12 protein-coding genes are annotated in these 13,275 nt (G+C 42.7%); 6 read left to right on the top strand and 6 right to left on the bottom strand.

What is annotated here, in order from left to right:
* Positions 1 to 32: 32 nt before the first annotated feature.
* Genes hscB through fdx form a run of 3 tightly spaced genes read left to right on the top strand, consistent with a single transcriptional unit; the run spans position 33 to position 2,805 of the window.
* A complete protein-coding gene (gene hscB / locus MSG93_RS02505; protein WP_005284962.1) occupies positions 33 to 551 on the top strand; it encodes a Fe-S protein assembly co-chaperone HscB in 519 nt (172 codons plus the stop codon).
* Between the two features lie 38 nt (positions 552 to 589).
* Positions 590 to 2,449, top strand: coding sequence for a Fe-S protein assembly chaperone HscA (gene hscA, locus MSG93_RS02500; RefSeq protein ID WP_005284958.1), 1,860 nt, complete (start codon positions 590 to 592; stop codon positions 2,447 to 2,449).
* Between the two features lie 17 nt (positions 2,450 to 2,466).
* Positions 2,467 to 2,805: an ISC system 2Fe-2S type ferredoxin gene (gene fdx / locus MSG93_RS02495; RefSeq protein WP_005229757.1), complete on the top strand. Its 339-nt coding sequence runs from the start codon at positions 2,467 to 2,469 to the stop codon at positions 2,803 to 2,805.
* Positions 2,806 to 2,864: 59 nt separating this feature from the next.
* Here fdx and MSG93_RS02490 read toward each other — a convergent pair whose 3' ends face one another.
* On the bottom strand, positions 2,865 to 3,746 hold the full coding sequence (locus MSG93_RS02490) for an NAD(P)/FAD-dependent oxidoreductase (protein ID WP_324620365.1): 882 nt from the start codon (positions 3,744 to 3,746) through the stop codon (positions 2,865 to 2,867).
* A gap of 112 nt (positions 3,747 to 3,858) precedes the next feature.
* Here MSG93_RS02490 and MSG93_RS02485 point away from each other — a divergent pair, with 112 nt between their 5' ends.
* Positions 3,859 to 4,314: an Rrf2 family transcriptional regulator gene (locus tag MSG93_RS02485; RefSeq protein ID WP_009508552.1), complete on the top strand. Its 456-nt coding sequence runs from the start codon at positions 3,859 to 3,861 to the stop codon at positions 4,312 to 4,314.
* Positions 4,315 to 4,326: 12 nt separating this feature from the next.
* Here the strand turns inward: MSG93_RS02485 and MSG93_RS02480 are convergent, their stop codons facing one another.
* From MSG93_RS02480 to aceI, 5 genes are all read right to left on the bottom strand, one after another.
* Positions 4,327 to 5,763 carry an adenylate/guanylate cyclase domain-containing protein gene (locus MSG93_RS02480; RefSeq protein ID WP_324620361.1) on the bottom strand — a complete coding sequence of 479 codons (1,437 nt, stop codon included), beginning with the start codon at positions 5,761 to 5,763 and terminating at the stop codon, positions 4,327 to 4,329.
* A 50-nt stretch (positions 5,764 to 5,813) separates the two neighbouring features.
* Positions 5,814 to 6,248, bottom strand: coding sequence for an HIT domain-containing protein (locus MSG93_RS02475; protein WP_004771663.1), 435 nt, complete (start codon positions 6,246 to 6,248; stop codon positions 5,814 to 5,816).
* A 198-nt stretch (positions 6,249 to 6,446) separates the two neighbouring features.
* Entirely contained in the window at positions 6,447 to 9,905 is a 3,459-nt protein-coding gene (gene mfd, locus MSG93_RS02470; RefSeq protein ID WP_324620357.1) for a transcription-repair coupling factor, read from the bottom strand.
* A 138-nt stretch (positions 9,906 to 10,043) separates the two neighbouring features.
* Entirely contained in the window at positions 10,044 to 10,547 is a 504-nt protein-coding gene (locus MSG93_RS02465) for a hypothetical protein (protein WP_324620355.1), read from the bottom strand.
* A 211-nt stretch (positions 10,548 to 10,758) separates the two neighbouring features.
* Positions 10,759 to 11,187 (bottom strand): chlorhexidine efflux PACE transporter AceI, encoded by a 429-nt coding sequence (aceI, locus tag MSG93_RS02460; protein ID WP_005229744.1) that lies wholly within the window; start codon positions 11,185 to 11,187, stop codon positions 10,759 to 10,761.
* A gap of 88 nt (positions 11,188 to 11,275) precedes the next feature.
* On the opposite strand from aceI, the gene MSG93_RS02455 reads away from it, so the two are divergent.
* Both MSG93_RS02455 and tal read left to right on the top strand, forming a co-directional pair.
* Entirely contained in the window at positions 11,276 to 12,175 is a 900-nt protein-coding gene (locus tag MSG93_RS02455) for a LysR family transcriptional regulator (RefSeq protein WP_199950317.1), read from the top strand.
* Between the two features lie 103 nt (positions 12,176 to 12,278).
* Entirely contained in the window at positions 12,279 to 13,268 is a 990-nt protein-coding gene (tal, locus tag MSG93_RS02450) for a transaldolase (RefSeq protein WP_324620351.1), read from the top strand.
* The last annotated feature ends 7 nt before the right edge of the window (positions 13,269 to 13,275 follow it).

Here is a 13,275-nt window from a genome sequence, read left to right as displayed (position 1 = left end):
AACGTATTTATCAATAGCGGAATTCATCTCCCATGAATCATTTTGAGTTGTTCCAATTACCAGAAGCACTCGATATAGATTTAGCAGCTTTAAAAAAACAGTTTTTAAGTTTGCAACAGCAATATCACCCGGATAAAGCCAGCGACAAAGATCAGGCGCTGATCAAGTCAAGCGAAATTAATCAGGCTTATAAAGTATTGTCACTGGTTGATAGTCGTGCGGCCTATCTGCTCGCCCTGAAAAAACAAGATCATCATCTTGATCAATCCATCAACGATTTTGAGTTTTTGCAATCTGCACTCGAAATGCGCGAGCAACTGGATGAAGCGACCTCAACCGAGCAGCTCCGTACTTTAAAAGTTGAAATTCAGCAATGGATTGATAGTTTAGTCCGCGAATTCAAAATCGATTATGCGGATGAAGACTGGGCTGAGGCACGTGATACTGTTCGTAAGCTACGCTTTTTCCAACGTGTCATGAATGATATTGATAAAGCTGAAGATCGTATGCTGGACGAAGAAGATAGCTTCGATCTAGACGATGATTTTTAATCCGCTGTTACCGATTATTTTCAAGGGATACCGTACGCATGGCGCTTTTGCAAATTGCTGAACCAGGTCAATCTACCGCACCACACGAACATCGTATTGCGATCGGGATCGACTTAGGGACAACCCACTCTTTAGTGGCGACAGTGCTATCGGGAAAACCGAAAGTTCTACATGATGACAAAGATCGGGTTCTACTTCCCTCTATTGTTCATTACGCGAAAGATTTGACAACGTTTGGTTATGAAGCCAAACCGTTTATGATGACCGACCCCAAAAATACAGTTGTTTCAGTGAAACGCTTTATGGGTCGTTCACAGGCTGATATTAAATTCCAGCATCCCTATACCCTTGTTGGCGCAGAAAATGAAATGCCAGCATTTGAAACGGCTGCCGGACGTAAAACCCCGGTCGAAATTTCTGCCGAGATCTTAAAACAATTAAAAGATCGCGCTGAAGCCAGCCTGAATAATCCTGTCAATGGTGCAGTGATTACCGTTCCTGCTTATTTCGATGAAGCACAACGTCAGGCAACACGTGATGCAGCCCAGCTTGCCGGACTCAATGTTTTACGCTTATTGAATGAGCCAACAGCCGCTGCGGTGGCATATGGTCTTGATCAAGAGACCAATCTCAGTACAGACCGTAACTATGTGATTTACGACCTTGGCGGTGGTACGTTTGACGTTTCAATCCTGCGTTTCTCCCAAGGTGTATTTGAAGTCCTTGCTACAGGTGGACATACTGCACTGGGTGGAGATGACCTTGATCGTTTAATCGTAAAATGGGCTAAAAAACAGCTCAATATCGAAACATTAAGCGATGAAGAATATGCGGTATTCGTTATTGCTGCACGTCAAGCCAAAGAACATTTAACAGATCATGAATCTGCCGAATTAAAATTACTGGATGATCGCTTAACACTCGACCGCACTACTTTTGAATCGATTATTCAAGTCGCACTCGACAAAACCATGAGTGTCTGCAAACGCGTATTACGTGATGCCAAACTTGAACTCGATGATATTGAGCATGTGGTTCTTGTGGGCGGTTCAACACGTTCTTATGCCGTACAAAAAGCTGTACGTGAGCTGTTTGAACGTGAACCGCTATGTACCATTAACCCGGATGAAGTGGTTGCAATTGGCGCATCAATTACCGCCAACCAGCTCATCGGCAATAGCCAAGATGGTTCATTATTGCTTGATGTGACCCCACTCTCTCTTGGTTTAGAGACCATGGGGGGCTTGGTTGAGCGTCTGGTTTCACGTAATACCGCCATTCCGGTTGCACGCCGTCAAGAATTTACCACTTATCAAGATGGCCAAACAGCGATGTTGATCCATGTGGTTCAAGGTGAACGCGATCTGGTTGAGCATTGCCGTTCTTTAGGTCGTTTTGTCTTACATGGCATTCCACCAATGACTGCGGGTCAAGCACGTATTGAAGTGACATTCCAGGTCGATGCCGATGGCTTACTGACTGTCTCTGCGAAAGAAACCACCTCTGGTGTGCAAGCGAAAATCGATATCAAACCGTCGTATGGCTTATCCGCTTCAGATACCGAACGTTTACTGGTAGAAGGTTTCCAGCATGCGGAGGAAGATAAACAGCTTCGCCACTTGCAAGAAACCAAAGTTGAAGCACAACGTGAGCTAGAAGCCTTAGAGCAAGCCTTGAAAGCAGATACAGATCTACTTTCTCAGCAACAGGCGCGCGACTTGATTCTTGCCGCTGAAGCGTTAAAAGCCCGTCTTAAAACCGATGAGCTTGCAGCGATTGAACATGCTGTTCAGCAACTTAAAATTCACAGCGATGCCTTTGCTGCGCTTCGCATGAACCGACATATTGACCATGCCTTAAAAGGTACGAAACTTGAAGATTGGTCAAACTCAAACTAAAGGTATAGGTGATCAATATGCCACGTATTAAAGTTCTTCCTCATGCACAAATTTGCCCTGAAGGTGCAGAATTTGAAGTCGAACAAAACGCCAATTTATGCCAGAGTTTATTAAAAAATGGCATTAAAATTGAACATGCTTGTGATATGTCTGCAGCATGCACCACTTGCCATGTGGTGGTGCGTAAAGGCTTTGACAGCCTTGAAGAAATGAATGATGTTGAAGCAGACTTACTGGATCGTGCCTGGGGCTTAGAGCCTGACTCACGCCTGTCTTGTCAGGTTGAAATTGTGGATGAAGATTTAGAAATCGAGATTCCTAAATACACCATCAACCATGCTTCAGAAAATCATTAAGATCAAGTCATGATTCAAGCTATAGAAAAGCTAGAGTAAATCTCTAGCTTTTTTTATGACTAAACAAAAATTAAAGAACGATGCGCAGCGACGCCTGCCACAGTACCATCACCAACAGCAAGTGATACCGAACCACCCAAGCGCGCCACATCACCACAAGCAAAAATTCCTGCAACCGAAGTTTCCTTCATGGCATTGGTTTTAATCGCTTCTCCCATCGCACTCTGTTCAATTTCACAACCCAGCTTAAAAATCCAGTCTTGAGCAATGACGTATTTAGTCGTTGCAAAAATACCAGCCAGTTGAATCACAGTGCCATCAGCAAGCAAAACATCACTCTGCCCTATAATTTCCTGAATCAATCGCTGCTCGATGACAACGCCACGAGCATTTAATTGCTCAAGTAATTCAGCATCGACAGGATAATCATTCAAGAAAAGTGTCGTTTCACCCCAGTCCGGGAGCATCATCGCTAAATGAGCAGCATGTTCTGAGCTGGCAATAATACCAATTTTGCCTTGATTCAGCTCATAACCATGACAATAAGGACATTGGAAGACTGACTTGCCCCAGCGTTCCGCCAAACCTGCAATATCAGGCAATTGATCTGTAATACCAGCAGCAATAATTAGACGCTTGGCTGTAATTGAATGTGTTGCATCAACACATACCGCAAAACCCTCTTCAATTTTTTCTACGCGCTCTACACTGCCATTCTGCCAATCCACAGTCTTATAAGCCAAAACTTGCTGCTTCGCAATTTGCGCAATTTCACTTGCCCGCGTTCCATCCTGAGTCAGAAAACCATGGGAATACTCGGCAAAGCGATTTCTGCGCTTTCCAGCATCAATAATCAACACTTTTCTGCGCGCTCTCGCCAATGGCAATGCCGCAGCCAAACCCGCATAACTTCCACCAATAATCGCAACATCATATTGCATAGGATTCACCATCTATATGTAACTTTTAAAGTTACATTAATGCTTTTTATTTTAATTTGCAACTTTTGATGTTACATTTAAATCATTCACTTATTTCGTTTGGATTGATCAGATGCGTACTGACAGTAAACTCTCCCGAATGCTGCATGTGCTTTTACACATGGCCAGACAACAGAAGACTTTTACCTCTGATGAAATTGCGCAAATGCTATCAACCAACCCTGTGGTGGTCAGACGGACGATGTCAGGTTTAAAAAAAGCAGGATTTGTCCATTCAGAAAAAGGCGCTGGCGGTGGCTGGCAGCTAACTGGAGATTTAGAAAAAATTACCTTGTGGGATATTTATCAGGCTGTGGGTGAACCTACTATTTTTGCAATCGGTAATGAAAGAGAACATCCAGAATGCTTGGTTGAGCGTGTGGTAAATGCCGCTTTAGATCAGGCCATTCAGGATGCACAGCATATTTTAACACGACAGCTAAAATCCACGACGCTGGCAGCGCTGGCTTTAGAATTTGATCATTTATATGCGATGCATGAACATCAGAATAGCCATACTCAACATTGAGTATTGAATTGTCTATCTCACTTCATCATCTAAAGTGAGTTTAGGAATACCCTGCGCATTGGTAATTTTTTGCTGGGTTTTGATACGCTGCACCATGCTTTCCAGAATCTCGACCAGTTCCGGATATTCATAGTTTTGCACTTCTTCCAGATTGAGCACTAAATGGAAGCCTTTATAATCAAAATCAAACCATTGCTGCGTATCAGATTTTTTGCCAGTGAATTTTTCCATCACCTGCCAGGTTTTCACCGGGCCTTGAATGCCTTTCAAATAGATCGGCACTTTTGGCACACATAAAAACTCGTTTTTAATCAGTTGATGGGTGTCATCGGCAATGAGGATTTCATCGACCTCAGCAGCAGACTGCAAACGTGCAGCCAAATTCACATCACGCCCGACAATGGTATAGGCCATGCGATGTGAAGCACCATAGTTGCCAACGTGGCAATAACCGGTACTGATCCCCATGCGGATGTGCAAGGCCGGATAGCCCATTTTCTTCCAGCGTTCACGTAACAATTTCATTTGTTGACGCATCGCAATTGCCATTTCTACACAAGATTTTGCATCTTGCTCAACACCTTGCGAGTTTGGATCACCAAAGAAAATAAGAATCGCATCGCCCATAAACTTATCGACAGTCGCTTCATACTGCTTGGCAATCTCGGTCATATGACTCAGATAGTCGTTCAGCAAGAAGGCTAAATCGTCCGGGATCAGGGTTTCTGAAAGTTCAGTAAAACCTTGAATATCAGAGAAAAAGATCGTGAGTTTTTTACGCTTATATTCAATTTTTGCTTCCGCCTCGCCACGCATGATCGACTGCCACAATTGCAGTGGTGCATAGCGACTGAGCTGATTGGCAAAAGCAATATAACGAGTCATCTGATTATGGTAATGCTGGCGTTGCTGTCCGAGAATATTCAGGCGGCGATGCTGGTAATAGTTACCGATCACGATAAACATCATCAAGCCAAGCAGACTCACGACAGTCAATTCAGGATTGGTTGGTTCAAAATACTCTTCAGTCCCAAAAATGACATAGGTACTAAAATAAAAAGTCATTACCCCAATCAAACCGATCAGACATGAGACGGGCAAGGAAATCTTATTGTTCAGCCCTACATAGAGCAATGCAAACAAGATGGTAAATGTGGGAACCAGACTTAGATGTAATGCAGCAAGAACCAGCGCAATAAGGATGGCTTCATTGGCAAATAGAACGTTTTTTTCTATTTTTTTATCAAATTTATATTGCAGCCATTTTTCCAAACGCGGGCAAAACAGAAAATAGGCCAATAATAATGGAAGGAGATAGAGTTGGTAGCTAGCACTGGTAGAGGTAAATGTATAAATTACCAGAATCAGTGACAGAATCGAGTATCCCATCAAACGATGGAAATAAGCGAACTGTCTAGGTTCTTTATCAATTAACCTATCTAGTGGCACTCTGTCCTCCTTTCTTATTATAGAATACTGTTTTTATTCTATTTTCTGGATCAGTCCATACGCCAGTCAAATGGCATATCACCCTGACCACGTAACGCAAGCATCAGTGTTTGACGCATGTGCGCGAGTACATCGTTACTATAAGGTACTGCTGGTGTGCCCCAGACTGGTTTCGGCCATGCCACATCGTTTTGATAACGCACCACATGATGAAAATGAAGCTGAGGAACAACATTCCCTAATGCCGCAACATTCATCTTGTCTGCACGGAACACACGTGAAAGCTGGCTTGATAACCAACTTGATTCACGTAGAAATTGTTCTTGGTCTGCCTGGCTGAGTTCATATAATTCTGTAACACCTGGTACACGCGGTACAAGGATCAGCCAAGGAAATTGCATATCATTCATTAAACGACATGTTGAAAGCGGAAAGTCGCCTACAAAAAATGTATCTTGAGCAAGTTGTGGATGCAAACTAAACATATCTTTATAAATGATGCAGAATAATGATGATCAATACTATCACATCAGTTTTGATGTGAATATTCTTAGTCACCCGTTTGATTACAAATAACAATGATTTTCCTCATTTATTGCAGCAACATCTGACCAAAAACATGTCGCGATCTTGCAAACAACCAAACTTGCTCATTTAACACTCAACGATCATTTTTCAACATACTAATTCAACTCGCTCACCAGCTTGTTGAGCAAATCAATAATGAACTGGATTCGCTTGTCATATTCCGGCAGTTGCACCATGACTTTCAAGCGTTGCCCGCCTTCCATCCGGTAATACGTTGGCTGCTTTTGCATGAGTTGAATGATACTGATCGCCTGCACAGGTGTGTCTGGAGAAAACTCGATATAACCGCCATTGCTGTTAATATCAATTTTGGTAATGCCCAGTTGCTCTGCCTTTAAACGCAACTGGTGTACGCTAAATAACTGTTTTACCGGTTGTGGCGGAATCCCAAAACGATCAATCAGCTCCATACGGATGTTATCGAGCTTCTCCTGACTATCGGTATTACTAATGCGCTTATAGAACAACAGGCGTTGATGTACGTCCCCAAGATAGTCATCAGGAATTAACGCTGGCATATGCAAATTAATTTCAGCCGTTAATGACAGCGGAGCATCGAAGTTTGGTGTTTTACCTTTCTGGATTGCTTTGGTCGCTTTTTCCAGCATTTCCATATACAGGCTATAACCGATGGCCTGCATCGAACCGCTTTGCTGCTCACCGAGCAGTTCACCCGCTCCTCGAATTTCCAGATCTTCTGTTGCCAGCATAAAGCCCGCACCAAGCGTTGAAGCACGCTGAATAGCATCCAGACGTTTCTCTGCATCCCCTTTCAGATGCTTGATGGATGGCACCAGCAAATAGGCATAGGCCTGATGATGTGAACGCCCGACACGACCACGCAACTGGTGTAATTGTGCAAGGCCGAGCTTATCTGCGCGTTCGATAATAATGGTATTGGCATTTGGCACATCAATACCAGTCTCGATAATGGTCGAGCACACCAATACGTTATATTCCTTGTGGTAGAACTGCTGCATTACCTGCTCAAGTTCACGTTCACGCATTTGCCCATGCGCCACCGCAACACGTGCTTCAGGCACCAGATGACGAATATTTTCCGCAGTCCGTTCGATGGTATCCACTTCATTGTGCAGGAAGTACACCTGCCCACCGCGTAACAATTCACGCAGAATTGCCTCTTTCACCGAATCATCGGTATGTTCCTGAACAAAGGTTTTCACCGCTAAACGACGTGCGGGCGGCGTGGCAATAATCGAGAGATCACGCATGCCAGAGAAAGCCATATTCAAGGTACGCGGAATCGGTGTCGCTGTCAGCGTTAGCATATCCACATCGGCACGTAGTGCCTTGATCCGTTCTTTGTCACGCACACCAAAACGATGCTCTTCATCTACAATCATCAGACCAAGATTCTTAAATTGCACATTTTCTTGCAGGATTTTATGCGTCCCGACCACGATATCAACCTTACCGTCAGCCAAATCTTCAATGATTTTTAAATGAGCTTTGTTACTACCAAATCGAGAAAGTACCTCGATACGCACTGCCGTATCGGCAAAACGGTCTTTAAATGACTCATAATGCTGTTGTGCCAGCAAGGTGGTTGGCACCAATACCGCCACCTGTTTATTGTTCTGTACCGCCACAAATGCTGCACGCATCGCTACTTCGGTCTTACCAAAACCAACATCACCACAGACCAGACGATCCATCGGTTTGGCCAGCTGCATATCATGAATAGTCGCTTCAATAGCATTGGCCTGATCGAGCGTTTCCTCATAAGCAAAGCCGCTGGCAAATTGCATATAGCCGGTATGGTCCAGCTCAAAGGCAAAACCGGGTTTGGACTGACGACGTGCCTGAATGTGCAGCAGTTCAGCCGCCACATCATGAATCTGCTCCAAAGCCTTACGTTTCGCTTTGCTCCAGGTATCTGTACCCAGCTTATACAACGGGGCTAGATCCGGGTCTCCGCCACTATAACGGCTGATCAGATGTAAATTGGTGACAGGAACGTAGACTTTTGCGCCATCGGCATAATCTAGCTGTAAAAATTCATGATCCTGCTCATCAATTTCCAGCGTCACCAAGCCCGCATAACGTCCGACCCCATGATCGATATGCACCACAGGCGCACCAATGCTTAGCTCGGTTAAACTACGAATTAAAAATTCTTCTGAAACTTCCTGCTGACGCTTACGACGGCGCTGCACCACCCGATGTTCATATAGCTGATTTTCTGAAATCACCGATAACTGATCTGTAAGCAACAAACCACGATCTAAAGGAGCACTGGTAATGGCGACCGATAATTTATCTTTCTGAAACTGGGCAAAACTCTCTACATTCTGAATTTCGCCCAACACAGAACGTAGCGCATCTTTTAAGGTTTCACGACGACCCGCACTTTCTGCCACCAATAGCACAGGATGTTTAGCCTGATCGATATATTGTTTAACGGCGTCGAAAGGTTGTGGCTTTTTCGGATCAACTGGCAATTTTGGCGGTTGCTCAGCAGCCAGATTTAATACACCTGCTTTTGCTTCAAAGCTATCCGCCGATGCCACAATTCTCGGAAACTGATTGAGTGCCTGCAATACATGATTCGGCATCAAGAACAGTTCTTCAGGTGGCAAAATCGGTTGGTCAATATTATGGCGACGATCTTCATAGCGACGCATCACTTCTTTCCAGAAAGTGATTAACTCATCTTCAATTTCATTATTTGTAATGACAACGCAATGCTTTGGTAAGTATGTCGTGAACATACTTTGCGCTTCCATCACCTTTTTATCAAAGAATAATGGCAGGTAAAACTCTAATCCAGGGGTCGAAATACCTTCAAGCACATCCTGATAAATTGGATTTTTCTTTGGATTTGCCGTTGGGAAACTTTCTGCATAACGGTCTCTGAAAATAGAACGCCCTTCTTTTAAAGGAAATTCTTTCGCAGGTAACACCGTGAAGTTTTTTAATGATTCTGTAGTACGTTGTGTTTCTGGATCAAAGAATTTTAAGCTTTCAATTTCATCATCAAACAAGTCAATCCGAATCGGCTGATCTTGCCCAGAAGCAAAAATATCCATGATACTACCGCGAACAGCGAATTCGCCGTGATCATATACCGTATCCACCAGACGATAACCCGCTTGCACCAACTGCTTTTTTTGTACTTCTAAATCGAGCTTTTGCCCAACCTTAATATCAAAATGTTCACCCACCACCCATGAATATGGCGCTACACGCTGTGCCAAAGTACTGGCAGAAATCAATAAAATGCCCTTTTGCGGCATATGCGACAAAATCGCCAAACGCTCAGATACAATATCCTGATGCGGAGATAAACGGTCATACGGCAAAATTTCCCAATCCGGAAATATCGTCGGCTTAATTCCATAAAACTCGAGTTCACTTTCCAGCTGGGCCAGATGCTGATTATTTCGAGCCACAATCACATAGAGATTGGAGCTTTGGGTCGCGATTTCTTTGAATAATAATGCAGCCGATGATCCCAGCAAGGAACCGATCCAGCGTTTCTCGCCCGCTTTAAATTGTTGTAGGTTTAATTGAGAGATTTCTTGTTGGAACATAGAGAAAATCATGCAATCTAAAAAGATAAGTTCCCTATTTTAGCATGATGTTTTTTGTGAATAGGAATTTTTTGGCTCATCCTGAATGCAAAATTATCTTTATAAAAGATCACATCGATTTTCAAGAAAGTAGCGGTGTTACCTAAAAGTCGGATTTGATAACCAATCTTTAATGTTCTGAATTTGCTTTTCTACTTCGATAAGAAGATGAGGATTATCTTCAAGTGTCCATGTTTCATCACACCAGTCACAGGCATTATATAAGTTACCCATCCATGTTGGATAATATGCGATGTTTACAGGAAGATTTCTTGCTGCTCCCATAAAACCGATTTCGATATTATTAAAAATTCGACATAAATCAAAAGGACTTATCTGACCATTTTGGTAATGCTCTAAAAGCTTTAGGAAATAACGAGCCGTTAGAATTTCAGCTTCAACGGAGTCAGCTGAAAAGCTGGTATCTGTTGCTTGTATCAAATGAAGTAGTAAAGACGCCTGATTAACTGCGCTATCAAGTAGTTCAAAAAATTCGATCTCCATAATTTCATTGTTTTCTATGTATTCATTGATTTTTTTTAAGATAATTTCTTTTGAATAATCACCATAATAAATTTCAACAAAAAGCGCTTTAAAAGTCATAAAGTCCCTACTTTTCCATCTAAAACAAGATCAGATCATCTCTTCGGTTTAAAGATTTTTATATTCATGTGAAATCGTAATTTTGATCGCTTTAAAAGCATTCAACCTGCTTAGGCTATTCTTTATCATATCATTAGATAAATTAAAAATAATAAAAAAGCACCTTTCATCAAATGATGAAAAGAGCTTTATTTTTAATCTTTATTATTAATTAAGATGCCAGTTTGGCATTCGGAAAGAAACGTCCTTCAATCATGTCATAGCACCACTGGAAGATGAAGGTATATACCAGAATACACATGGTTAAACCGAAGTCCAGAATGATGGCTTCAATGATCGTCATTTTCATCAAATAGGCAATGATTGGAATGGTTGCAAGCATCAAGCCGCCTTCAAATCCGATCGCATGCAGAATACGGACAGGGATTGTTCTTTCCCATTGATACTTCTGCTCTACTTTTTCGAAGTAATGGTTAAAAATCATATTCCAGAATACTGAAATCACCGCCATAATCGTACCTAGAATACCTGTTACTTCGAGTGGCATACTGAAAATAAAACTTAACGCAATCGCGATGATGACCAATAAAATCACTTCATAGCTGATCGCATGAACGAGTCTTCTTTTGGAAATCAACATTTTTGTAACACTCTCTTGTTTGGATAGTGGCTATTTTATTTTTATAATATTGATTAATCCAATCAGATTCTTTCAGTTTTTTTGACAAATGAATATTAATCAAGAACAACTTCTCATGTTTCAGACCGTCATCGAGACAGGTTCCTTTTCTGCCGCTGCCCGTAAATTAGGTAAAGTTCCTTCAGCGGTCAGTATGTCGATTGCCAATCTGGAAATCGATCTCGATCTGAAACTATTTGAACGGATCGGCCGCGAACCGACACCGACCGCAGAAGCATGGGTTTTATATGAAAAAACCCAGCAATTATTGATCGAAATGAATCAATGGAAACAACATGCTCATGCGCTAAGTACAGGGCTGGAATCGACCTTAAATATAGTGGTGGTGTCGGAGCTGCTACATACTAACTGGACAGATTACATTACCCTGCTCGATCAACATTTTCCGAGCCTGTCACTGAATGTGGTTTCAGCGCCACAAGAGGATGCTCTGCAAATGTTGCTTGATCAAAGCGCTCAACTCGCCCTGATGTTTGAACGGGAGCAACTGGACAGTCGCGAACAGTTTGTTGAGCTAAAAAGAGAAGCGCTTGTTCCGGTCATTGCAAAAATTAATCCCTTGGCAGAACTGGACAAGGTTTCCTTTGAGCAAATGGTGCAGACCCGGCAAATTGTCGTCGCCAGTCGTGATAACACCATTCGACCTGAATTACTTTATTCCAAAGATTATTGGCGTACCGACAATCATCATTCGGCATGTATGATGATTGTGCGAAATCTGGGTTGGGGGGTTTTGCCTTTAGAGATGTTTAATGAAAATCCTGAATTGCGTAAAAAACTAAAAATTCTGGATCTGTATGATTTCACGCCTAAATTTGAATACTATGTCGATCTGGTCTGGAGCCGGGAAAGTGAACTCGGTGCAGCGGCAAGATTCCTGATTGATCATATCCGGAAACAACGTCAACACACCGGTAATAAAAGATAACCTTAAGAAATAACTCTGCCAACAAAAGCGATGCTTTGCTTTGGGCTGGATTATGTTATAAAAGAAATTACCAATAATATGTTTAAGTAAGAACGCTATATCAATGACTCAGAATGCCTTATACCAATTAAAAGATTTAACCACTGTTGTTGCCGATAGTAGTGACTTGGAAGCAATTGAGAAATTTCGTCCACTCGACGCAACAACCAACCCTTCACTGATCACGGCTGCCGCGGAATTGCCGGAAAGCCGTGCACTGATTGAAGATGCCTATACCCAAGCAAAACAGGAAGGTTATCAAAGCGACGAGTTAATCGAGCGTACCATTGATATCTTGACCGTAAAATTCGGTGTGGAAATTTTAAAACTGATTGAAGGCCGGGTTTCAACCGAAGTGGATGCTTCTTTGTCTTATGATACTGACGCCACCATTGCCAAAGCACGCGAATTGTCTAAGCTGTATCAAGGTTATGGTATCGAGCAATCGCGTATCCTGATCAAGATTGCCTCAACCTGGGAAGGTATTCAGGCGGCTAAAGTACTCGAAGCAGAAGGTATCCCGTGTAACCTCACCCTGCTGTTTGGTTTACATCAGGCACAAGCCTGTGCAGATGCAAACGTTACCCTGATCTCACCTTTCGTGGGCCGTATTCTTGACTGGTATAAAAAAGCGGAAGGTGTTGAGCAATATCCAATTGCCAAAGATCCAGGCGTACTTTCAGTCAAGAAAATCTACAATTATTACAAACAGCAAGGTATTCAGACCCAAGTCATGGGTGCAAGCTTCCGCAGTACCGCTCAGGTATTGGGTCTGGCAGGTTGCGATTTACTGACGATTGCACCAAACCTGTTGGCTCAACTTGAACAAGACCAGCAAAAGGTTGAAGCCCAATTGAGCGTTGAGTCAGCCCAGCAAGCTGAAAAAATTGATCGTCCAGCGCAAACCAAAGAAAGCTTTAAGGCTGAACTTGAGCAGGATTTGATGGCATTCCAGTTACTGCAAGGCGGTATCGACGGCTTTATCAAGGCCCGAGATCAACTGAGTTTATTGCTGCGTCAATCTTTTGGAATTGATGCTGAAATCAAGCCATAATTAGTCG

Origin of the sequence: Acinetobacter sp. IK40 (assembly GCF_035615075.1) — a bacterium.
In the GTDB taxonomy this organism is placed as follows: domain Bacteria; phylum Pseudomonadota; class Gammaproteobacteria; order Pseudomonadales; family Moraxellaceae; genus Acinetobacter; species Acinetobacter courvalinii.
This window is presented reverse-complemented; position numbering and strand designations above follow the sequence as displayed.